This window comes from Trichococcus collinsii, from assembly GCF_900107505.1.
Lineage (GTDB): Bacteria > Bacillota > Bacilli > Lactobacillales > Aerococcaceae > Trichococcus > Trichococcus collinsii.
Genome location: NZ_FNQH01000001.1, coordinates 502650 through 528374 on the forward strand (window position 1 = coordinate 502650; position 25725 = coordinate 528374).

The window sequence follows — 25725 nt, forward strand, 5'->3', positions numbered from 1 at the left end:
CCTGAATATTCACATTCTGAGCGTTATGAAGTCAGCCAAATCGATGAAATTTAAAAGGGGATGCAAATGTGATTGCTGAAATTAAGGTTAAGCTGAGGCAAACAGGCTATAATTTGAATGAAAGGCTGGAAGATATCTTTGGGGTTGATAGCACATACTTCAGTTAAGAAGTTGCAGAAATTGGTCAGCTGGAGATCCAAAAAGAAAAGATAAAGCTAGAACTGAAGCCTATCGTTAAAAAAATTGAGCAGCAGTTCTTCTTAGGTGAGATCAACGATTTGGTGGCTGTTCCAGTATACGACAAAGAAGAAATGAATGTCATTGAGCGGGATATTGAAAGAACAAAGCTTATGGCTAGATTCAAAGCTGCGTTGGAAGTGGTGGAGGACAATCCATACATGGATACGTACAGGCTGATTGTTGAATTAATGGAAAAAGCGCAGCAGGAAATCGTGTTGCAAAAAAACAGTCGAGGCGTTGGCCCATTACCATCAGGTGTTGCCGGATTGGGTCAGCACCGGACCGAAGCAGGATGAATATGAAGGCGAGCTATTTGAATTTTTTGATGACAATAATTATTAACGATCGGAGGAAAAATAAACATGGCAGAACAGACAGGAAACATAGGATTCGAGGAAACACTCTGGAAAGCAGCTGATAAATTAAGGGGCAGCATGGATGCCAGCGAATATAAACACGTGGTTTTAGGGTTGATTTTCTTGAAATATATTTCTGATAAATTTGAAACAAAGTACGATGCCCTTCTCGAGGAAGGCGAAGGATTTGAAGAAGACCGGGATGAATATGAATCGGAGAATATCTTCTGGGTTCCCAAAGAAGCCAGATGGACTTTTATCAAGGATAACGCGAAAGTCGCGAAGATTGGTCAGTATATCGATGATGCGATGATCTTGACCGAAAAGGAAAATACTTCACTTAAAGGGGTATTGGATAAACGGTATGCACGCCCAGAGATTGATAAAAGACGGTTAGGTGAATTGATTGACCTTATTTCGACCATCAAGTTACACCAGAACGGTGAAAAAGACCTGCTCGGCAGGGTCTACGAGTATTTCTTAGGCCAGTTTGCTTCAGTTGAAGGTAAAGGCGGCGGAGAATTCTATACGCCAACCAGCATTGTTAAGACGCTGGTTGAAATGATTGAACCCTATCAAGGCAGAGTTTATGACCCTTGCTGCGGATCCGGGGGTATGTTTGTACAGAGTGAAAAGTTTGTCGAAGACCATCAGGGAAGGATCGAGAACCTTTCGATTTATGGACAGGAAATGAATTCTACAACTTGGAAACTTTGCAGAATGAACTTAGCGATTCGTGGACTGGATGCGAATCTTGGACTGCACCATGCAGATACCTTCCATCATGATATGCACAAGACATTGAAGGCGGACTACATCCTTGCAAATCCACCCTTTAATATCAGCGACTGGGGCGGTAATCACCTAGTGGATGACGTGCGTTGGAAGTACGGTATCCCACCAGTAGGGAATGCCAATTATGCTTGGCTTGAACATATGGTGTACCATCTTGCCCCAAATGGAGCAGCAGGTATTGTGTTGGCCAATGGCTCATTGAGTTCCAATACATCCAATGAAGGTGAGATAAGAAAGAACCTTCTGGAAGCAGATTTGGTGGATGCGATTGTCGCGCTTCCCGATAAGCTATTCTACTCAACCGGAATTCCGGTATCACTTTGGATCCTCAATAGAAACAAGAAAGAGAATCCTATATTTCGAAACAGAGAGCATGAAATATTGTTCATCGATGCGAGACAACTAGGAGAAATGATAGACCGTCGTCACAGAGAACTTAATGAAGGGGATATCGACAAGATTGCAAACACCTATCATGAGTGGCGCAACCTGGATGGCGAATACGAAGACGTCAAAGGCTTCTGTAAATCTGCGAAGATTGAAGAAATCAGGGGACATGAATATGTCCTGACTCCTGGAAGATACGTAGGCATAGAAGATGCAGAAGATGATGGCGTCCCGTTCGAGGAGAAAATGGGAGATATGACTGCTGAACTGGCAGAACTCTTTGCCAAGTCCAGACACCTAGAGGAAGAAATCAGAAAGAATCTAGGAGGGATTGGGTATGAGTTTTAATGAGTGGAAAACAGTTAAATTGGAAGATACTGTTTATATACTTGGTGATGGATTACATGGAACCCCTAAGTATGATGAAAATGGAGAATATTATTTCATTAACGGAAATAATTTAGACGGAAATATAGTCATAGATGAAAAGACTAATAAAGTTGGCTTTAAAGAGTACGAGAAGTTCAAGAAAGATTTGAATGATAGGACGATATTTGTATCAATTAATGGAACATTAGGTAGAGTTGCTACTTACAATGGAGAGAAAGTTGTTTTAGGAAAGAGTGCTTGCTATTTTAACGTAAAACATGATCACAGTAAAAATTATATAAAATATATCATGCATAGTGCGGATTTTAGGCGTTATCTGAATACACACTCTACAGGTACAACGATTAAGAACATGGGATTGAAGCAAATGAGAGAATTTACCTTTCAATTGCCCCCCTTAGAAGAACAAAAAGCCATCGCCCATGTCCTTTCAACCCTAGACGGAAAAATCGAAGTGAACAACCAGATAAATAAAATTCTTGAGAATATGGCCCAGACGATTTTTAAACAGTGGTTTGTGGATTTCGAATTCCCTAATGAAGATGGTGAGCCCTATAAGTCCAATGGCGGTGAAATGGTTGAAAGCGAGCTTGGGATGATTCCGAAGGGGTGGAAAGTGAAATCAGTATATGAATTAGTTGATTCTATATCAGTGAAGCATAGCTTTCCAAATGATAAAATTGTTTTTTTAAATACATCTGATGTCTATGATGGAGAGGTACTTTTGCATAAAGAAACAATAGTACAAAATTTACCTGGGCAAGCGAAAAAGTCAATTAGAAAACATGACATTCTATACAGTGAAATTCGGCCTAAAAATAAAAGGTTTGCATATATCAATTTTGATTCAGACAATTATGTAGTATCAACAAAGTTAATGGTTTTAAGAGTAAAACATATCAGTTCGGCAATAGTTTTTTTCTTGTTAACTTGTGAAGCTACAATAAATGAACTACAGATGATGGCTGAAAGTAGATCAGGCACTTTTCCACAAATTACATTTGATAATATGAAATACATAAAAATAGCATTACCTATTGAAGAGCCGTTTCCAGATGATATTAGTAACAATTTTGAGGGCATTATAAATATGATATCTGAAAAAAGAAAAGAGAATGCTAAGTTAAGAACTATTAGAGATTCTATTCTCCCAAAACTAATGTCAGGTGAAATCAGAGTACCAATCGATTCCGAAGGTGGAGGCTAATGAAATTGGGTATCAGAATACCAAGCCTGAAGAAAAGAATATCTGTAAGAACAAGCATCAAAAGACAGGTTTTTCACAGAATTGGATTAATGATGCCACGAGGATAGGGTGTTTTGAGAAATACTAAGAAAGCTGTCAATAATAAAGTTTACAATCAGACATCCTTTGATATTTTTAAATTGCTAAAGCAACAATTCAAATAATCAAATTTTAGAGGAGATAAATCATGAGTTTAACTGAAAACTTTACCGAAGACTTACTTGAAGAAGCAGCCATTGAGATACTGCAAACCTTGGGCTATGAATATGCTTTCGGTCCAGATATCTCCTTGGGAGGAGATTATCAGGAACGAACTGATTATCGGGAAGTCATCCTGCCATCTAGAGTAAAAGATGCGCTCTCTAAAATTAATCGTGGCCTTCCAAGAGAAGCACTAGAAGACGCCTATCGTCAGCTGATTACCTTCAATAGCCCGATGGTTGTAGAGAACAACAAATACTTTCATCAACTCATGACGGAAGGGGTAGAGGTTAGCTTCAAGGAAGATGGCGTGATCCGTACAAAGAGAGCCAATATCATCGACTTCGAAAATCCTTCAAATAATGAATTTCTGGCGGTAAACCAATTTACGATCATTGAACACGAAGATCGCAGACCGGATATCATTGTTTTCATCAATGGACTCCCGTTAGTCCTGATCGAGCTGAAGTCTGCCAGCGATGAGAATGTTGGCGTTGAGAATGCATTTAATCAGATCCAGACCTATAAACGGGATATCCCGTCTCTGTTCCATTACAACGCGTTCTGTATCTTATCCGATGGGATCAATGCGAAGGCGGGAACCATCACTTCCAGCGAAGAGTGGTTTATGAATTGGCGTACCGTTGATGGCGAGAATGTGGAACCTCTTTCTAATCCGCAATATGAAGTACTGTTTAATGGCATGCTCCAAAAAGAGCGGCTCCTGGATATCATCCATAACTTCCTTCTTTTTCAAGAATCGAAGGAACCAGAGAAGGACATCATTGGAAAGAAGATAGGCGATAAAAAATCCATCATCAAAATTCTTGCAGCCTACCATCAGTACTTTGCGGTTAAGAAAGCCGTAATGAAAACCAAGGAAGCAACGCAAGAAGAAGGGGATCGTAAAATTGGTGTTATTTGGCATACACAGGGATCGGGCAAAAGTTATTCCATGGTATTTTATACAGCCGGTTTGGTTCGAGAGTTGAACAATCCTACGATTGTCGTCATCACGGACAGAAATGATTTGGATGAGCAGCTGTTCACTACCTTTGCTAAATCCAAAGATATCCTAAGACAAACGCCAAAACAGGCTACTGTCAGAAAACTGACGGACGCACAAAAGCACAACCACAGCAATGGAAACAGCGTAGAAGTCAATGGGCTGTACGATCTGTTGAACGACAGGGAGTCCGGCGGCATCATCTTTACAACCATCCAGAAGTTTAAGCCGGAAGAAAGCGAAATGCCGGTTTTAACGGACCGGAAAAATGTCATCATCATCGCGGACGAAGCACACCGCAGCCAATATGGACTGGAGGCGAAGGTCGACAGCAAGACCGGTGAAGTCACCTATGGCTATGCTAAATATCTTCGAGATGCCTTGCCGAATGCTTCCTTCATTGGATTTACCGGCACACCGATTGATTTAGAGGATCGCTCTACGGTGGCGGTGTTTGGTCATACCATCGACACGTATGATATGACGCAGGCGGTTGAAGATGAAGCGACCGTCCGTATTTATTATGAGAACCGGATCATCAAACTGGAGACGAATGAGGAAGAACTCACAAAAATCGATGATGAGTTTGAAGAGATAACAGAAGGTCAAGAGGACTTCGAGAGAGATAAGAATAAATCCAAATGGTCAAGGATGGAGGCTATTGTTGGCTCGCCGAATCGCCTCAAAAAGCTGGCTGAAGATATCGTCATGCATTTCGAAGTAAAGGAAAAGAGCATCGATGGCAAAGCGATGGTTGTCTGCATGAGCAGGCGCATTTGTGTGGAGCTTTATGATGCGATTATCGCTTTGAGACCCGATTGGCACAGTGATGATGCAGACAAGGGGAAGATCAAGGTTGTCATGACCGGCAGTGCGTCCGATAGTGAGAATCTCCAGAAACATGTAGGCGGCAAGCGGCGTCGCGACCTGCTGGCGAGACGGATGAAAGACAACGCTGATGAACTAAAGATTGTCATCGTCCGCGATATGTGGCTGACTGGCTTTGATGTGCCCTCCATGCATACGATGTACATCGATAAGCCCATGAAAGGCCATAATTTGATGCAGGCCATCGCCAGGGTCAATCGCGTCTTCAAGGAGAAATCCGGGGGCGTTGTCGTCGACTATATTGGGATCCTGGAGAGCCTTAAAAATGCGCTGAATCAGTACACGAACAGTGACCGCAGGAACACCGGTATTGATACGGATGTCGCAATAGCGATCATGCTTGAGAAATTGGAAATCCTCAGTAATATGATGCATGGTTTTGATTATTCCAAATACATGGGCACTTCCCAATTGGAGCGCATGCGTGCGATTGTAGGCGGGATGGACTTTGTGCTGGGCAAATCAGAAGAAGACCAGAAGGAATTCAAGAATACGGCCTTGGAGTTAGGGAAAGCGCATTCTTTGTGCGCGGCCACTGAAAAAGGAAAGCAGAGAGCGCTGGAAGTCAGCTATTTTAAAGCCGTTAAAGCGAGTCTTGCAAAATTGAAAGAGAAAGAAAATCCAGCCTTATCCAAAAAGGAAGTGGAAGCAAGGCTTCACCAGTTGTTAGAAAGATCGATCATCTCTGAGGAAATTATAGATGTCTTCGAAGCGATGGGAATAAAGAGACCTGAGATCTCAATCCTGTCCGAAGAATTCCTTGAGGAAGTGCAACATATGCAGCAGAAAAATCTAGCCGTTGAGCTGCTGAAGAAACTGCTTGAAGGAAACATCAGAGCGATGGAGAAAAGGAATCTGGTGAAATCAGAAAAATTCTCCGAGCGGCTAACAAAAGCGCTCAATAAGTATCGCAACCAGGCGATAACAAATGCGGAAGTTATTGAGGAACTCGTTCGGATGGCCCATGATATCAAGAAAATGAGCGAAGAAGAGGCAGAGCTTGGGATCAGTGATGACGAGATAGCATTCTATGATGCGCTCACTGCGGATGATATTGTGAAAAAAATGATGGAAGATGAAATACTGAAGAAAATTGCACACGAACTCACCATTGCCATCCGAAACAATATTACCATCGACTGGAGCGTCAGAAAAAGCGCACGAGCCAGCATGAGAAAAGTGATCAAGAGACTCCTTAAAAAATATGATTATCCGCCAGATCAAGCAAAGAAAGCACTGTTAATCGTTATGCGTCAAGCAGAGAAAATGGCAGGCAATGCGTATGAAGAAGTCATTTGGGATAGGATTGCGGAAGGCAATGAGGTTTATAGGAGTTTGTAGATAACGGAGGATTCAAATAATTCAGAAGCTAAACGCTTGGTAATCAGTGGTCAGTTGAATGTCTGTGATCATTACATTTATGAATGAATTCAGCGATAAAAATCTGTTTGTCAAAAGGTAAGCAGAATGTTCGCAAAGATAAAATGATCAAATGGATCTTGTTGAAGGAAGCTATTACGTATCCCTTTGCAAGATCCATTTTAATTATATTGAAAGTTAAAATATATATTGCATTCTAAATGGCAGCTTTTATATTACCTTGATATTAATACGAGCTAAGTAAATATAATTGAGAAAGGTTGATGGTATTGAATAAGCAATTACATCATGAATTAAAATCGATTTTTGGAACTAAACTAGATACTAAAAAATTTGATGAAGTATCTGATCTGCTTAACTCTGGGAAAATTTTATTTTCCTCTGATCATAGCAAATTAATTCAAAAGATTTTAGAAAATAAAATTTTTGAAACAGTGCTAGCACCGACACTTAATTTAGGTACTACACTGGCCTGGTTGGAGAATAAAAAAATAATAGCCTATGAAAAAAATTCGTCAGAATATGAATTATCAAAACAATTATTTGGGAATAGGGATATAAATATTGTAAATAGGGATTTTTATAACGAAGAAATAAAAGACAAATTCGATGTCATTATATACACAACTCCGTGGGGAAATGTGAAAAAGGATAATGGGAAAACTGCAAGATTAGAGAAAGAGTATATCAACAAGGCACTCGATTGTTTAAATGATGATGGTTTGTTAGTGGTGACGGTCCCAAGTAGTGTATTGGAGAATAGAACATGGCAAGATACTCGGCAAAAAGTTATCGATAATTACTCCCTAGAAATGACAATTTACTTAGGAAACGCCTTTGACGGAACATTAATCGACTGGTATATCTTAGTCATTTCTAATAATCCTCAGACAGATAATGTTTATTATGCTAAATTAAATAATAATTTTGATGAGATTTCAAATAAATTCATCTCTAGTTCGCACGAATTCTTAGTTGAATCAAAAGATCTGCAGGGTAGATGGGATATCAAGTATATGAGCCCAGAAAATGCTACTCTAAGAGCACAAATATATAGCAAAAATACTGTGAAATTAGGTGAGATAGCAGAAATTATTAGTGGAATACACGTTCAATCAAATGAGCGTTCAGAATTGGGAGATTATATGATACTATCACCTAAACTCATTGATAACAATATGTTAATTGACAATGATGATAGATATTTTTTTTGTAATCTAGAAGCCGTTACTCACCCAAAAGTCAAAAGCGCTATTTTACAAAAAAATGACATAATTATTAGGCTTTTAGGTAATTTAAATTGGTGTAGGTATGATGGTTCAAAAAAAATTATAGCAAGTCCCTTTATGGCGATAATTCGTACTAAACCTGAATATTCTAAATATTTAGAATTTTTTTTTGAGAGCACTACCGGCCAAGAGTATTTAAAAAAACAAACAAATCTTTTCAGTATAGGTAGAGGGGTGCGAAGTTTAACAATTGCTGATATAAAGCAGTTTGTTGTACCTAATGTGGATACACTGGAAACTGCAACAAAATTTCAAGAAATGCACAATCCGATTATTAAGGTAAAAACTGCATTCACTGCAGTTGGTTGGGATGTGCGTGAAGAGATAATAATAGGAAACACAGTGATTGATATCGGATTATATTATAATGAAGAACTCAAGGGTGCAATAGAAGTAAAAAATTATAAATCCAGTGATTTGTCTAAAGAAAAAAATTTTAATATTCAATTTGATAGGCTTAAAAAAAAATTAGGAAATGCTAAATTATTAGTTTATTTGAATGAAGAATTGTACGAATACGTAAATAGACAATTGATAAGATTACCAGAAATACCCTCTCCTACTAAGGATCTTACTCATTTAGACAACTCTGCATACGTAGAAGAAAAAGCAAAACATGTTGTAATTAAGCAACTTCAAGATGATGCAGTATCAATTTCTGATAACTACATAAATGAATCTATTTGGATAAAAAGAGTATTTGAAAAACTGGAAAGAATTGAAGCGAAAGTTGATGATATGTATCAAATATTAATTAAAATGTCAGAGCAGATAGCTAGTTATCAATCATTAATAGAAAGACAAATTGATAGAGCAATTGGACCAGAAGAGATCGAAAGGATAATTCAGTCTTTCTCAGATGAATGTTCAGAACGTATCATAACACAACTTAATAGGAACTATACTGAACAAGAGTGTATGATCGAAGTAGAAAAATTAAAAGCCTCATTAGGAGAAAAAGCTTGGAACAAAATGGATTACTCCTCGCAAACGTTTCTTTTTTCATCAAAATTAATGTATAACAAATTGATATCTATGGGAAATGTGGTTGATTATTCGGGAGTATGTCTATTAGTAACAAAGGCTCTTGAAGTAGAAATGAGTAATCGCTTTTTCAAGCAATACGTAGCATTCCTAACAGAGAGGTATCCAGGTAAAGCTAATTTATTACAATGGCCAACTACACTACTTAATAGCTATGGGAAAAAAATGAACCAAAAGAATTTTACATTAGGTAGCGTAGCATATATTCTATGCTTTTCACCTGTAAGCGAGATATCGGATGAACAAAAAGGGACAAACCAGAGCAGATTACTAGAATATACCAAAAGCGAATTGTTTATTGAAGAATTGGATGATGAGACTATACTTGAAAAACTTATGCAATATGCAGAGTGGATAGAAGAAGTGAGAAAGGATTATCGTAACCCTTCTGCACATACTAACCAGCTCAAAAAAGTTGATGCAGAAAATTGTTTTGCGTTAGTTACAGATGTCGAAAAAATATTAAAAACAATGTTGGATGCATTCAAAGCATAATTCTGTTGGGTGGTATTATTCAAATTCTGAAATATTGAATTTAGTGTGATAGTTAGGGGGATATTATGTTATATAAATTAGATACGGTTACAAAAGATTATGCAAAGGTTAATAGAGTCAACTTGAAATCGCTTGGTTGGAAAGAGGTGGATTTGCAGAAACTGCTATCTAATCACATACAGGATTTAATTTCTACAAATGAATTAATGACCATCTTTAATGAAAGGCCGCGCCAAGAAGAGCCAGATATCTTAGCACTTGATAAGAATGGAGATTTATTCATATTTGAACTTAAACGATGGAGTTCTCATGAAGAAAACTTATTGCAAGTCTTAAGGTATGGGCAACTTTACGGTAATAGCAGCTACGATGAGTTGAATGATTTGTTTAATAAATATCTCAGAGATAAAGACTCAAATGCAGAGTTATACGAAATACATCAACAGTATTTCGATCTTGCAGATAGTTCCAGAATTAGCAAAGAGGAATATAATCGAAAACAACATTTTCTGATAGTAACAAACGGATTAGATCAAAAAACAGTTGAGGCTATAGCATATTGGAAGAAAAACGGATTAAACATCGATGCAGTTGTCTATTGGGTTTTTGAAATAAATAATGAATACTTCATTGAATTTAATTTGTACTCTCCAGTAGAAGGGTTACTTGAGTATGAAAGCAACACGTATATTCTTAATACAAACTATGCAAATAACGAACAGCACACTGAAGACATGTTGAAGGAACACAAGGCAGCTGCATATTACCCGGGATGGAGAGAAAAAGTATCAAAATTACAGAAGGGTGATACTGTATTCTTATACAAAAGTGGTACTGGAATAATAGCACATGGCATTGCTTCAGGTAAATTGGAAAAGCAAGATTGTGATGGACATCATAACTACGAATATTATATGAAACTTGAAAAGTTCCAAGAATTAAAAAATCCATTATCGGCCTCTGAGATGAAAAGAGTTGCTAAACAAGGCTTTAATTTTAGGCAGACAATGTATTCAATTAGTGAGGAATGTACAGACTTGTTAATCAAAGAAGTTAAAGATAAGTGCTTATAAAAAGAAATAGGTATTTTACGATAGAGCTCTGTATACTTACATTTTAATTTTTCTGATCTCAAGAAAACAGATGTTTTAAGAATTACTGAAGGGGCTCAATAGTCTCCGAGGCTGTGCATAATAGTTTTAAAAGAGGGGGGCAAAAGATAAACTATGAATCTAAAGTACTATTTGAATAAAGTTAATGAAGAAAATGCAATAGATGAATACATCAGAGAAGAGGAATTATATGAGGATATTGAAGATGACTCATTAAGAAATTTTCTGGCGCTCTCCCATCATGAATTAAATAGATTATTGATTTATTTAAACTCTAGATTAAGCAATGGATATTATACTGCAGCTGAAAGCCGGGAACTTATACATTGGATTAAACTTATTGAAGATTCAAATGACATATTTACTAAAACAGGAATGGATATTCGAATCAACCCAAATTATTTAGCGGTACTTAGGGACTGTAAAAAATTTTTACAGCATTCTAGCGGAAGTGCGATACCGTCTGATTTCAATAAAGTGGAAATTATTGAATATGAACCTATTTATTCACATGTGGATACTACAGAAGTAAAGCATAAGGATAACATAACAAAATATCCATTAAAGCTTATTGGTGAAGGCTCATATGCAAAAGTGTTTAAGTATAAAGATGACTTCTATAATAAATGCTTTGTTGTGAAGAAAGCTAATAAGGATTTAAACGAAAAAGAAAAGGATAGATTTAAAAGAGAATTCGAAATAATGAAAGCATTGAAATCACCTTACGTCATTGAGGTTTATCAATATAACGATTCAGAAAATGAATATACAATGGAATGTGCTGATGAAACATTGCATCACTTCATTTCTACTAACAATAACAAAATTAAGCATTCTGAGAGAGTGTCGTTAGTAAACCAAATTCTGCGTGGTTTTGAATATATACATTCCAAAGGTTATCTTCATAGGGATATCAGTTTTACGAACATTTTGATACAACGATATGATGATATTAATATTATCAAGATCTCTGACTTTGGATTAGTAAAAACTAGAGAGAGTACCTTGACTAGTGTTGGAACTGAATTTAAAGGTTCACTAAATGATGGGGTACTCCAAGTTATAGGGTTTGATAAATACGATTTTGTACATGAGACATATGCTTTGACGAGATTAATATTTTTTATTATGACTGGCAAAATGAATCTTGAAGGAATGAAAGAAGGACGTATGAGAAAATTTGTAGAAAAAGGAACACATCCAGACACGAGCCAGAGATATCAAAGTATTCAAGAATTGAAAGCATCTTATCGCAAAGTATTTTAAGTGAGGCGTTGAGAAAATCTAGTTAAATTTAATTTTAGGAGATGCTATTTCATGAGAAGTATAGTGTGAAAAATGGATGTTAACACCGGTAGTAAAAAATGGAGACTCTAAGGGTGTATACAATAATAATTTGACAGCAGAGCTCAGCAAATGAGCACTTGTTCTCAGATTATTAATTAACTAATTTCATAGTTCGTTGCTGAAATATCTGGAATCTATGTACTTGATTTAGTATTCTTTTATTTAAGATCCACGGCCATTTGATGCAATCTCGGTTTCAGTTAAAATCATTCGAATGGCATTGGTGGGTAGGTCGCAATACAATTTATTCGGTTATTTTTTATACCAATATTAAGAAGGCGGAAAAAAGGATTTCCGCTTTTTTATTTACCCCTAAACCCAATGTTTCACCACCCCTGTATGGTAAAATAACCTTATTGACTTACACGAACAGGAGGCGATCCGATGGGGTTGCAGTTTATTTTAGGCAAGGAATCAGCGGATAAGAAACAGGCGATATATGAGCGGATTTCGGGGATCATGACGGAGGAGCCGGATGCGGAGGTATTTGTGCTGGTTCCGGAGCATGCGAAGTTCGAGGCGGAGATGTCGATCCTGGAAAAGCTTTGGCAATTCGAGGCGTTCCGCGACCAGGACATGATGGGCTCGATGAATCTGCAGACGTTCAGTTTCAGCCGGTTGGCGTGGTATCTGCTGAAGAAGTCGCCGATTTTCCAACAGCAGCAATTGTCGGAAGCCGGCCTCAGCATGCTGGTGCGGAAGATTCTGATGGAGAAGGAACAGGAACTGATCCTTTTCCGCCGGGAAGCCAACAAAGAAGGCTTCATCAAGCAACTGACGGAACTGTTTCTGGAGCTGCGTAGCGGGCGCATCGAAGAGGACGACTTGCAGGGGATTTTGGCGAACCAGGCCGAATCCGGCAACGAGGCCGATTTCCAGCTGAAGTTGACCGAATTAAAGGAGCTTTACCATGCCTTCAATGAAGCGCTGCTGGATAAGTATCTCGAAAAGGAGGTCATCCTTGAGGCGCTGGCCGGCGTCATCGAAACGCTTGATATGCAGAATACCTATGTCTTCATCGACGGCTTTTACCGTTTCACGGCCCGCGAGCTGCAGATCGTCACGACGTTGCTGCGCTCCGCCAAACAAGTCACGATCACGTTGGCGCTGGACAAAGCTTACGTTGACGAACCGCCTGCCATGCATCAATTGTTCTATACGGCCGGATCAACCTACCATACGCTCTATCATTTGGCGCGCAGTCTGCGCGTACAGGTCATGAAAGACCACTGGGTTGCGAAGGACACGTACGGCTATAAGGATGCGCTGTTGACACTGGAGAATTATTGGATTGCATCCACCGATGCGACTGCCAACAAAATCCAAGGCTCGTTTGAGCTGACGGCTGCTCAAAAAGAGGATATCCGGGTTTGGGGCTGCGAAACGAAACAGGCGGAAGTTTTCCATGTGGCTAACGAAATCAAAAAACTGGTCGCCGAGGACGGCTACCGCTACAAAGATATCCTGATCTTGGCGCGGACGGTCGAGGAATACGAAACGATCGTGAAGCCGATCTTCGATAAGGACGGGATGGATGTCTTCTACGACAAGGCGGACGCCATGAAGCACCACCCGTTCATGGACTTCATCGACGCGCTGTTCCGCATCCGCCGCCATCATTGGCGCTATCCGGACATCATGCGCTTGCTGCGCACGGAACTGTTGACGCCGGCCAATCCTGACAATCCGCAAGGGCTTGAGGAAAAATCGGCAGCCGTGCTGCGATTCCGCGAACAGGTCGATGTGACCGAGAATGTCTTGCTTGCATACGGCTATGAAGGCAACAGTTGGCTTTCGAAAGATGACTGGTATTTCGCGACATTCAGGGACGAGAACGGCAACAGCAACCAGAGCCCCGAGGACAGACGGATGCAGGACACTTCCAACGAGGTCCGCAATTATCTGAGGGATCTGCTGCTGCCGTTCTTCCAAAAGATGGCGAAAGCCAAGACCGGCCGGGAAGCCGCTAAGAATCTGTACAATTTCCTGATCTCCGCCAAAGTCGACAAACAGATGCTCTTCTGGCGCGATCAAGCATTGGCGCAAGGGGACCTGATCCAGGCGCGGCAGCAGGAACAGATCTGGAAAGTTTTCCTGAATCTGCTGGACGAATACGTCGAAATTCTGGGGGACAGCCCTTTCCAGGCGGCAGCTTTCCATGAAATCCTTTTGACCGGTTTCCAGAACGCGACCTTCAGTCTGGTGCCGCCGAGCATTGATCAGGTCGTCTTCTCGAGCATCGAGGGGGCGCGTTTCGAGCCGGCCAAGGTGGTCTTCCTGATGGGGATGACCCAGGACCATTTGCCTGCGCAGAAAGAAAACAAATCGCTTTTGACCGAAGAAGACCGCGAACGGCTCAGCGGTTCGTTGAATAATAATGAAGAGAAATACCTGCACCCGACAACCGCCGAATCGATGGCCGCCGAACCGTATGTGGCCTATCAGGCTTTCCTTTCGGGGACGGAGAAGGTCATCTTCAGCTATCCGATGAGTGCGGACGACAGCAAGAAATCGCCGAAGATTTCTCCATATGTGTCGCGCGTAGCCAATGCGCTGCAGATCCCTGTCGAAATCAAGCACCAGGACATCGCCGATGCGGAGGATACGACTGCCTTCCTCGGCAGCAAACAACAGAACATCAGCCAACTGGTCCATCTCTTGCGCCACCAGCGCGCGACGAACGAGCCGGTGCCGACGCTATGGAAATACATCTTGGCGTACATCTCCAAGGATCCGCAAGCCAAACGGATCATGCAGCAGGTCTTCGCCAGCCTCTGGCACAAGAATGTGCCGAGCAAGCTGACGGCGCCGGTTGCCGAACAGCTCTACGGGAAAGAGCTGTATCTGTCGGTTTCGCAGCTCGAACGCTATTTCGAAGATCCATACAGCCACTTCCTGCAATACGGCCTGAAGCTCAAGGAACGGGCGAAATACGAGCTGTCCGCTGCCGGCACAGGCGAATTTTTCCATGAAGCTTTGGAAAAGATCGTCAACCATCTGAAGAGCAGGCTCATCGATACTGATAATCTGAGCGAGGAGACGGTCAAACAGATTGCCGATGCCGTCCTGGATGAGCTCTACGGAAGTAAAAAATTCGAAATTCTGAGGACCTCCAACCGGATGAACTTCATCCGCGACCAATTGGGCGAAACAATCCAGAAGATGGCTTGGGTGCTCAACCAGCACAGCCGACGGACAGCGCTGAAGAACATCCGTACCGAAGCGGTCTTTGGCCAAATGGGCGGCGAACAGATGCTGGACGGACTCGATATGCCGCTTAATAACGGCGGCACTCTGCACATCCGCGGGAAGATCGACCGGATCGATTTGGTCAATGCCGGGGACTCGAATTACCTGACCATCCTCGACTACAAATCGAGCGCGCACAGTTTCGATTTCTCCGACGCCTACTACGGCTTGGCAATGCAGATGATCACCTATCTGGATGTGGCTTTGCTGAACGCCGACAAGCTGTTGGCCGGGAAGACGTTGCCTGCAGGTGCCTTCTATCTGCACGTCAAGAACCCGTTCATCAAGCAGAACAGCTTCATGACACTCGAGGATTACCAGAAGACGATCATCACCGATTATAAGCTGAAAGGGCTGTTGCTGAACGACACGGCCGTTTTGGACCTGATCGATCCGTCTGTCGAAAGCGGCCAGGCTTCGGAAATCTTCACCTTCAAAAAACTGAAGGCCGGCAATCTTGGCAAAAATGACGATTTGATCACACTGGATGATTTCAACCATTTGATCGCCAAGAATCGGGCAAACATGGTGGAGGCCGGCGACAAGATCCTTTCCGGCGACCTGAAGCTGGACCCGATCAAGGAAAGGCCGTATACGCCGACCGTCAGCGGTCCTTACCGCGCCATTTCGCAGTTCGACAACACGCTGCCGGAGAACCGTTACCGCAAATACATCAAGTTGAGCAGGGAAGATGTCCTTGCGAAGATCAAGGAAGAACTCGACAGGAATGACGGGAACAATCAAGAATCCAACGAGGAAGGGGAGGAGCAATGATGACGGGCATACCGGCACGCACACCCAATGAAAAATTCACGGAAACGCAATGGCAATCGATCTATCAGACCGGGGACAACATCCTCGTCTCCGCCTCGGCAGGCTCCGGCAAAACGACGGTCCTGATTCAGCGGATCATCGAAAAAGTGAAGGGCGGAACGAACGTCGATGAACTGCTGGTCGTAACATTCACCGAATCCGCAGCCAAGGAAATGAAGGAACGGATGACGGGAGCCATCCAGACCGCCATCAACGAAGCACAGTCGCAGGAACAATACCTGCACCTGATCAAGCAGCTCTCGCTGATGCCGCAGGCGAACATCTCGACGATCCACGCCTACTGCCTGAAGGTCATCCAACGCTACTTCTACCTGATCGATCTGGATCCGGTCTTCCGCTTGCTGGCGGACACGATCGAAGTCGAGCTGCTGAAGGAAGACGTCTGGGAAGAGGTCAAGGAGGAGCTTTACGGTGAGCCGGATACGCACTTCAAGAATCTGGCCAAGGCTTACTCGAAGGACCGCAGCGATGACGATCTGATGAAGCTGATCTTCTCACTCTACGATTTTTCGCGCGCGAATCCGAATCCTTACCGCTGGCTCGACTCCTTGCCATCTTTGTACAATACCGAGGACGGGTTGACGAACAGCGTGCTCTACCAGGATTTGCTGAAGCCGCAGCTGTTGAGCCTGATCGAAGGCATCCGCTACGACATCGAACAAGCCAAGCATTTGGCCGGCCAAGACGTGGAGACGGCTGCCCAGCGCGAAATTTTCGAAACCGAGCAGGGCTATGCCGACCGGCTGTTGGAAGCTGTCCAGCAGGATGACTATGGATTTGCCTACACGATTGCGAACGAACAAGTGCAGTTTGCACGCTGGCCAAGCGCCAAGAAAGCCGATCCGGATGAAGTGAAGGATCAAAAAGCGCTGCTGAAAAACCTGCGCGACAAATACAAGAAGGATTTCGCCGCATTGAGCGCGCAGTACCTCAACCGTCCGCTTGCGGAACAGGAAGAAGTGCTGAAAGGCATCCACCCGTATGCCGAAGAGATGGCCCGGGTGACGAAACGCTTTTCCGAAGCCTATTGGGAACGGAAATTGGACGACAATGTGCTTGATTTCAATGACTTGGAGCACCTGACGCTGCAGATTCTGGCCCCGATCGCCGAAGACGGGGAGCGCAAGATGAGCGACGCGAGCGCCTATTACCGCAACAAATTCGAGGAAGTGCTGATCGACGAATACCAGGACGTGAACCAGCTGCAGGAGAGCATCCTCTATTGGGTGACCCGCCATCAGCCGGAAACCGAGAACCTGTTCATGGTCGGGGATGTCAAACAGTCGATCTACGCCTTCCGCTTGGCCGACCCGAGCCTGTTCCTGCGCAAATACGCGGCCTTTGCCGACAAAAACGGCGGGGAACGGATCATTCTGGCCGAAAACTTCCGTTCGCGCGCAGAGGTCATCCATTTCACGAATTTCATCTTCGAACAGCTGATGGACGAAAAAGTCGGCCAGATGGACTACGATGAAGCCGCGAAGCTCCAAGCCGGCAACAAATCCTTCCCGGAGAGTGAGCGCAACCAGACGGAACTACTGATCTACCTGTCGGAGGACGTCGACAACGGCGAGGAAGCCCTCGCGCCGGAGAACGATCTCGAAGCCGACCTGACGATCGACGACAAGACGGCCGGGGAAGTCACGATGGTGGCGCAGAAAATCAAGGCGCTGATCGACGAAAAGTTCCTGATCTACGACAAAAAGACCAAGGAAGAGCGGCCGCTTTCCTACCGCGACATCGTGCTGTTGACGCCGACGAAGAAAAATAATCTCGTCATCCTGGAGATTTTCAAGGATTTCCAGATACCGCTCATCCTGAACGACACGGAAAGCTATTTCCAGCGCACCGAGGTTTCGATCATCCTGTCCTTGTTGCAGGTGATCGACAACCCGCGCCAGGACATCCCGCTCGCTGCAGTCCTGCGTTCGCCGATCGTCGGTTTGGACGAGAAGCAGTTGGCGCTCATCCGCATCCAGCAGAAGAACGGCGATTTTTACGAAGCCGTGCAGCATTTCATCAAAATATGCGAAGCTTCTGAAATCGACCAGTCTACGGAAATCAAGGATGCCCACAGCAAACTGGCGCTGTTCATGGGCCGCTTGCACGAATGGCGCAACACTGCCAGACGCAGAAGCCTCGTCACCCTGATCTGGACCATCTACAACGACACGCACTTCCTAGATTATGTCGGCGGCATGGTAGCCGGCAAACAGCGGACGGCCAATCTGCACGCACTATATGAGCGGGCCAAGAAATACGAGGAAACGAACTACAAAGGGCTGTTCCAGTTCATCCGTTTCATCGAGAAGATCCAACAGCGCGACAAGGATTTGGCTGAGCCGACTTCCTTCAGCGACGACGAGGATGCTGTCAGGGTTATGACCATCCACGCCAGCAAAGGCCTGGAGTTCCCGGTCGTCTTCCTGATGGATCTGTCGAAACGGTTCAACCTGAGCGACACCCAAAGCAAATACATCTTCTCGGAGACGCATGGGCTCGGGACCGATTATTTCGACGTCCAGCAACGGGTCCAGTACCCGTCCTTGGCACGCCAGGCTTTGGCGATCGAAAAGAAAAAGAAATTGCTGGCGGAAGAGATGCGCAAGCTCTATGTTGCTCTGACCCGCGCCGAACAGAAATTGTTCCTGGTCGGTTCCTACAAATCCGAAGAGAAGCTCTGGGCCGATTGGCAAGTGGCCGACGGGACAAGCGGAAAACTGCTGCCGGATTACCTGCGCCTGCAGGCCAGTTCGATGATGAAATGGCTCGGTATGTGCCTGTACCGGCATGAGGATGCCGAGAACGACCATTTCCATAAGGAATACCGGGGCGAACTGACGCACTACCCGGTGCACTTCAGCATCCAGACTTACCGCGAGGAAGATCTGTTGTCCTACATCCCGGTCGCCATGGAGGAAATCAACGAATCGCAGTGGAAAGATGAAATCGAGCAGATGGCGTCTGCCAAGGTAGAAACGCATGAACATTCCCTGGCGGAAGAAATGAAGCTGGCCGTTGCCCTGATGGAGGCGCAATATCCCCACGAAGCGGCGACGACGACAACTAGCTACCAATCTGTATCGGAGATCAAGCGGCTGTTCGAGGATCCGGACGAGAGCCATATGCTGAAGCTGGATCTTTCCAACACGAAGAGGGTCTCCCGCTATGTGGAGCCTGAATTCCCGCGCCCGCGCTTCATGCAGGAAACGGTGATGCCGAACAGCGCCGAAATCGGTACCGCGACGCATTTTGTGATGCAGTCCGTGGATCTGGAAAAGGAAATCACTGAAGCCTATGTGACGCAACTGTTGCTTGAATTGGTTGGTGATGGATTGCTTGAGAAGGCTGTTGCGGAGAAGCTCGACGCGAAACAGATCGCGTTGTTCTTCCTGACGGAACTGGGACAGGAAATTCAGGCGAATGCTGACAAGGTGAAACGGGAAATGCCGTTCTCACTGCTGATCCCGGCTAGCCGGATATTCGCGGAGATGCCCGAAGACTCAACTGACAATCTGCTGATTCACGGTATCATCGACGGTTTCATCGAGTACGACGATCACATCGTCCTCTACGACTTTAAAACCGATTTCGTGGGCGATCAAGCGCCGGTATTGCCGGAGAACATCGTCGACAAGTACCGCGGCCAGATGAATCTGTACAAGAAGGGCCTTGAGACCATCCGTCAGAAACCCGTCAGCGCGGCGTACATCGCGCTACTTTCGAACCATACGAATGTGGTTGTCTGATTGATTACGGCAGTATGTTATTGAACAACAAATAAAAGGTGCAGCATCCTTGGTTTTCGCCAAGGGATGCTGCACCTTTTTCTGATTTTTTTACACCTATGCGCTAACGTTTATTCCGAAACAAGCTGACCATTGGCTTGGATTTTACCAAGAATTGTCCGGGACATAGGCCCAACAAGCAACAATTGTAATGGTAAAGCGACAATAACATTCATTCTCCACGCTTCGCTATAAGCTGCCCATAAATTATCAGGGATGCCGCCTTCAATCAGAACACCGAATAATGACATGAAAGTGACCATCCCTAGAACCATCAAACTGGAGATTGTCAAAATTAACTGCAACTTATTTTCTTTTTTGATGGGTAGTCGAAAAGCGATTTTCTTTGCGATTACTCCTACAACGAATACGTCTAAAACAAAGGCAACAACAAAACCCGGTGCTAATCCTGCTACAAGCGGCATAAGAGCTAAATTGTCATGTAACTGCAGATTATAAAGGCTCATTCCTACCACCATCATCGAGCACATTATCGTCGTAAAAATAATTCCTTCTTTTTTGTTTGTGGGCATATAAACACTCCTTCTATTTTTGTGCAACGTCAACCATGGTATCACAAATGTAGAAAGCGTGTAAGAAGTATTTTCAGGATTAATTTAAGTGTTTTTAAATTCATTATATGACTATTGCATAAGTGTCCTTTGAGATTGCTCTTAAAGGCTCTTTTAAATGGCACTTTTCGTAAGCTTCCGCTTTCGTTTCTTTCGGGAATATGGTACTTTTAGGACGATGAAGTAAAAGGGGGAATCTTGGTGAAACGAATTGATAGAATCTACGAGTATATCAAAATCTGCTCACAGGAGTGGACAGAAGTTGCTTTTGAACAAGGGAACGAAGGTGTGACGACTCAGGATGTTGTGACGCAGCTCGAAATCAAACGGCCCAATGCAAGCAGTGACTTAAATGAGCTCGTGCGTCAGGGAAAACTAATCAAATCCTCTGGGCGTCCGGTAAGATATGCGGATCACTCTTTGAAATGGCAAAAGCAACCACAAAAAAAGATGCACTCATATAAAGAAGATCAACCCACTCCAATAGCAAGGCCTAAGAGCGAAACACGCATGCCTGCTTCTGAAATTTCTCGTGTTCCCGCAACCCGGGAAGGAAATAATACAGGCATCCGTGAAACAAAAAATGAGGTATTTGCGAATGTAATCGGTTCAAAAGACAGTATGCGGACGCAAGTTGATCAGGCAAAAGCGGCAATCCTCTATCCTCCTAAGGGGTTAAGCTGCTTGATCACTGGACCGACAGGAAGCGGGAAAACCTTTTTTGTTCATGCGATGTTTCGTTTCGCGCGAGCAAATCAAGTTTTTGCAGCTGATAAGGAGCTTGTTGTGTTCAATTGTGCAGACTACGCTCACAATCCCGAATTATTGATGGCTCATTTATTCGGATACCGCAAAGGTGCTTTTACAGGAGCAACAGAAACGACGGATGGGTTGATCCAACGGGCAGACGGCGGCATGCTCTTTATGGATGAAGTGCACCGCCTGCCGCCTGAAGGGCAAGAAATGATTTTTTATCTTCTGGATCACGGCACCTATAATCGATTAGGTGAAACCGATAAAGCCAATAAAGTCAATGTCCGTCTTGTTTGTGCAACGACGGAAGATCCCGCTTCCAGTTTGCTACAGACCTTTGTGCGACGCATTCCGATCGTCATTAAATTACCGCAATTTTCAGAGCGTCCGATTGCGGAACAAGTGGATTTGTTGAAGCGGATGGTCTCGATCGAAGCCAATCGAATCCAAAAAAGTATCCATGTGAAACAGGATGCAGTGAAAGCTTTGATCGGCAGCGTAACCTACGGAAATGTCGGGCAGCTGAAATCGAATGTCCAGCTTGTTTGTGCGCGGGCCTTTTTGAACTATATGAATTCAAGTGAAATAGCGATTACGTTGGATGAGCTTACACCAGAAATCCAAAACGGCCTTCTCAATCTGGCGAATAATCATCGTGAGCGCTTGAATGAACTCACTCGGATGCTGGAGCCCGTGCTGACGTTGGTGCCGAATGAAGGAGCGGAAAGCCCGCTGAAAGGCGATTCCTATGAGCTTCCTTATAATTTATATGAAATTATTGGGAATAAGGCCGCGCTGCTGCGGGAAGAGGGGCTAGATAAGGAATCCATCAACCATTATATTACGACAGACATCAATGTCCATCTGAAGTCTTTTTATCGTGATACGGGTTTGACTTTTGACACGGAGAAAAAGCTTTCCGAAATCATTGATCAACGAATCATTCGCTTTGCAAAAGACATGTTTGAGTATGCGCAAGATCATTTGGACTATCACATCCAACGGAATTTCGTCTATGCGATGAGTCTCCACATCAGTTCGTTTTTAAAACGGATTCAATTAGGGGAAAGCAGCCGGACGCTCCATGCAAGCATCAAAAATATGGTGGAAGATTATCCCCAAGAGTTTGCTGTCGCAAAATGGATGAAACAGGAGCTGCAAAAAGAATACAGCATCAACATCCCTGAGGTGGAGACCTATTATCTGACTTTGTTGCTGGTTTCATTAAAGCAAGACAAGGTCACCGGGCGAGTGGGTGTTGTGATTGCAGCCCATGGCAAGAGTACAGCAACGAGCATGGCGGAGGTTGTGACGACATTGTTGGGGGTCGACAATATTCGCGCTGTAGATATGCCTCTTGAGATGAAGCCCCAAGTGGCCCTCGAAAAAATTATTCATTGTGTCCAAGAAATCGATCGAGGGAGCGGCGTCATTTTGCTGGTCGATATGGGCTCGCTGACGACCTTTTCGGAAAAAATCACGGAAAAAACCGGAATTGAGGTCAAAACAATCGACATGGTCACGACCCCAATCGTTTTGGAGACGGTGCGCAAGACGAATCTTGTTGAAACGACACTTGATGAAATTTATCGATCACTCAAATCTTTTCGTGGTTATGCAGGCACCAACGTGACCACGAGAGAAGAGAACGGGCACACTTTAGATCGCAAAAAGGCAATCATTGCGATCTGCGCTTCGGGTGAAGGAACCGCGCAAAAGATGAAAGAGCTCATCGACAAGCATTTAGAAAAATATTTTGACGTGGAAATCGAGGTACTGCCGATTTCGGTGATCGAAATAGATGAGCAGCTGGCAAACCTGCAACAGGAGTATGAAATCCTGGCGACAACAGGGATCGTCAAACCAAAAATCGATGCCGTTTTCATTCCAATGGAACATTTCTTCAACGGGGATGCCGAAAAAGTATTGGACTATTTAGTGGAAGAGTCCGAATCCTATGATGAAAGCGAGCTGACATTGGAAAAGGCAAAGCAGATATGCGTGGAATACATGACGCAAAGCTTTACTTTCTTGAATCCGAAAAAGCTGATCGAACCTTTGTGGAAGTTTAGTCTTTCCTTATTGAAGAATGAAGAAAATTATTCCCAAGCAATCAATCTTTTGATGCACATCGCGGGAATGTTTGAGCGGTCACTGCGCCAAGATACATTGATCGCGCCGCAAGAAGAGCTGGAAACGACCGAACAGACAGAAACATTTAAGCAGCTGGAACAGTCCTTAAATCTCCTGAGCGGCACCTTTCAAATTGAAATGCCGAAAGATGAAGTTTACTATCTGCAGCAACTGCTTGCCTATCAAGAATAACGATACACTGCCTCATACACTAATGATAAATTAAAACGATACACTAAAACACTGTGGGTTTTAGTGTATTTTTATTGTTTTTTTCTCCGAGAGAATGAGCCATACACTAAGTTGGCACGCTTTTTGCATATAGTTAAGTGTCTGGGAAATAGCCTACCAAGCTATTTATCCAAACAGTCACAAAATACATTCAATAGGAGGTATACAAATGGTAGGAATTATCCTAGCAAGTCATGGGGATTTCGCTGAAGGCATTTTGCAATCTGCTTCGATGATTTTCGGCGAACAAGAAAATGTCAAAGCAGTGACCTTGGCACCTAGCGAAGGACCTGACGATGTCAAAGCAAAGATGCAAGAGGCTATCGCATCTTTTGACAACCCAGAGGAAGTGTTGTTTTTAGTCGACTTATGGGGCGGAACACCGTTCAATCAAGCCAACAGTCTTTTCGAAGCGCACAAAGACACATGGGCAATCATCGCTGGAATGAACCTTCCAATGGTCATCGAAGCGTATGCTGCACGTCTAAGCAGTGAATCGGCACAAAAGATTGCCGCACAAATTCTTCCAGCAGCGAAGGAGGGCGTAAGAGCTAAACCTGAAAGTTTAGAGCCAAAGAAAGTGGAAGCGGCTTCTAAGGGGCAACAGCTAAAAGGCAGCCTTCCCCCAGGGACAGTCGTTGGCGATGGCAAAATCAAGTTATCGTTAGTTCGTTTGGATTCACGTTTGCTTCATGGACAAGTAGCAACAACATGGGCGAAATCAGCCGGAACCGATCGGATCATTGTAGTTTCTGATGATGTTTCAAGAGATGAATTACGGAAAAACCTGATCGTGCAAGCAGCTCCTCCAGGAGTTAAAGCCAATGTAATTCCAATCAAAAAAATGATCGAAATTGCCAAGGATCCTCGTTTTGGGAACACGCATGCGCTCTTGCTTTTTGAAAACGTGCAAGATGTCGTTCGGGCAATTGAAGGCGGCGTGGAGATTAAAGAATTGAATGTCGGATCAATGGTTCACTCAGTCGGCAAAGTTGTTGTGAATAAGGTCTTGTCAATGGGGCCTAAAGATGTGGAAGCATTCGAAACATTGAAAGCAAAAGGCGTTAAATTTGATGTCCGGAAAGTTCCGAATGATTCATCGGAAAAAATGGATTCGTTGCTGAAAAAAGCTAAGGAAGAATTAGCTAAGGCATAACAAGAAAAGAGGAGGTATATTATGTCAGTCGTTTCAATTATTCTAGTCATCATCGTGGCATTCTTTGCCGGGATGGAAGGCATTTTAGATGAATTCCAATTCCATCAACCGCTCGTTGCATGTACACTTATCGGACTTGTCACAGGTAATCTTGAAGCTGGTATTATTCTTGGCGGATCATTACAAATGATCGCATTAGGTTGGGCAAATATCGGAGCAGCTGTAGCTCCTGACGCAGCACTTGCTTCTGTTGCATCGGCAATTATTTTAGTTTTGGGTGGTCAAGGCGTAAATGGCGTATCTTCCGCAATCGCCATTGCGATTCCTCTGGCTGTAGCCGGATTGTTCTTGACGATGGTCGTTCGTACTCTGGCTGTACCGATTGTTCACATGATGGATGCAGCAGCAGAACAAGGAAATTATCGCAAGATTGAATGGCTTCAAATTGGAGCTATTGGCATGCAAGGTTTGCGAATCGCGATTCCTGCTGCATTGCTTCTGTTCATCCCAGCAGACGCTGTCAGAGCTGGCTTGGAATCAATGCCTGCTTGGTTGACTGATGGAATGGCTATCGGTGGCGGTATGGTCGTAGCCGTTGGTTATGCAATGGTAATCAACATGATGGCCACAAAAGAAGTATGGCCATTCTTCGTCATTGGTTTCGTTGTTGCCGCTGTATCTCAATTAACGTTGATCGCATTAGGAGCCCTAGGTGTTGCAATGGCCTTGATTTACTTGAACCTTTCAAAAATGGGCGGTTCTGGTACTGGCGGTTCTGGCAATACTGGCGATCCACTTGATTCGATACTCAACGATTATTAGGAAAGGAGACT

General features: G+C 43.6%; 13 protein-coding genes. 12 read left to right on the plus strand and 1 reads right to left on the minus strand.

Annotated features, from left to right (window positions below):
* Nucleotides 1-281 precede the first annotated feature (281 nt).
* From BLV66_RS02385 to addA, 9 genes are all read left to right on the plus strand, one after another.
* Nucleotides 282-536: a hypothetical protein gene (locus BLV66_RS02385; RefSeq protein ID WP_143033078.1), complete on the plus strand. Its 255-nt coding sequence runs from the start codon at nt 282-284 to the stop codon at nt 534-536.
* Between the two features lie 66 nt (nt 537-602).
* On the plus strand, nt 603-2126 hold the full coding sequence (locus BLV66_RS02390) for a class I SAM-dependent DNA methyltransferase (protein WP_086984929.1): 1524 nt from the start codon (nt 603-605) through the stop codon (nt 2124-2126).
* A complete protein-coding gene (locus BLV66_RS15485; RefSeq protein WP_086984927.1) occupies nt 2116-3375 on the plus strand; it encodes a restriction endonuclease subunit S in 1260 nt (419 codons plus the stop codon). Before BLV66_RS02390 ends, BLV66_RS15485 begins: the two co-directional genes overlap by 11 nt.
* 226 nt (nt 3376-3601) lie before the next feature.
* A complete protein-coding gene (locus BLV66_RS02405; RefSeq protein WP_086984925.1) occupies nt 3602-6850 on the plus strand; it encodes a type I restriction endonuclease subunit R in 3249 nt (1082 codons plus the stop codon).
* Nucleotides 6851-7152: 302 nt separating this feature from the next.
* Entirely contained in the window at nt 7153-9717 is a 2565-nt protein-coding gene (locus BLV66_RS02410; protein ID WP_086984923.1) for a type I restriction-modification system subunit M/S, read from the plus strand.
* Nucleotides 9718-9782: 65 nt separating this feature from the next.
* Nucleotides 9783-10790, plus strand: a complete 1008-nt coding sequence (locus BLV66_RS02415; protein WP_086984922.1) for a PDDEXK family nuclease — start codon at nt 9783-9785, stop codon at nt 10788-10790.
* A 153-nt stretch (nt 10791-10943) separates the two neighbouring features.
* Complete coding sequence (locus BLV66_RS02420) at nt 10944-12095, plus strand: protein kinase family protein (RefSeq protein ID WP_086984920.1); 1152 nt, start codon at nt 10944-10946, stop codon at nt 12093-12095.
* A 465-nt stretch (nt 12096-12560) separates the two neighbouring features.
* Complete coding sequence (locus BLV66_RS02425; RefSeq protein WP_086984918.1) at nt 12561-16199, plus strand: PD-(D/E)XK nuclease family protein; 3639 nt, start codon at nt 12561-12563, stop codon at nt 16197-16199.
* Nucleotides 16196-20008 carry a helicase-exonuclease AddAB subunit AddA gene (addA, locus tag BLV66_RS02430; RefSeq protein ID WP_342746281.1) on the plus strand — a complete coding sequence of 1271 codons (3813 nt, stop codon included), beginning with the start codon at nt 16196-16198 and terminating at the stop codon, nt 20006-20008. The genes BLV66_RS02425 and addA overlap by 4 nt, the downstream gene beginning before the upstream one ends.
* A gap of 110 nt (nt 20009-20118) precedes the next feature.
* Here addA and BLV66_RS02435 read toward each other — a convergent pair whose 3' ends face one another.
* Nucleotides 20119-20580 (minus strand): DUF2798 domain-containing protein, encoded by a 462-nt coding sequence (locus BLV66_RS02435; protein WP_086984916.1) that lies wholly within the window; start codon nt 20578-20580, stop codon nt 20119-20121.
* A gap of 240 nt (nt 20581-20820) precedes the next feature.
* Here BLV66_RS02435 and BLV66_RS02440 point away from each other — a divergent pair, with 240 nt between their 5' ends.
* The 3 genes from BLV66_RS02440 (at nt 20821) to BLV66_RS02450 (ending at nt 25714) form a co-directional block, all read left to right on the plus strand.
* Entirely contained in the window at nt 20821-23697 is a 2877-nt protein-coding gene (locus BLV66_RS02440) for a sigma-54-dependent transcriptional regulator (protein WP_425445303.1), read from the plus strand.
* A 208-nt stretch (nt 23698-23905) separates the two neighbouring features.
* Nucleotides 23906-24892: a mannose/fructose/sorbose PTS transporter subunit IIA gene (locus BLV66_RS02445; protein ID WP_086984911.1), complete on the plus strand. Its 987-nt coding sequence runs from the start codon at nt 23906-23908 to the stop codon at nt 24890-24892.
* Nucleotides 24893-24913: 21 nt separating this feature from the next.
* The gene (locus tag BLV66_RS02450; protein ID WP_086984909.1) at nt 24914-25714 is read left to right on the plus strand and encodes a PTS mannose/fructose/sorbose transporter subunit IIC; all 801 of its coding nucleotides are present in this window, start codon (nt 24914-24916) and stop codon (nt 25712-25714) included.
* Nucleotides 25715-25725 lie beyond the last annotated feature (11 nt).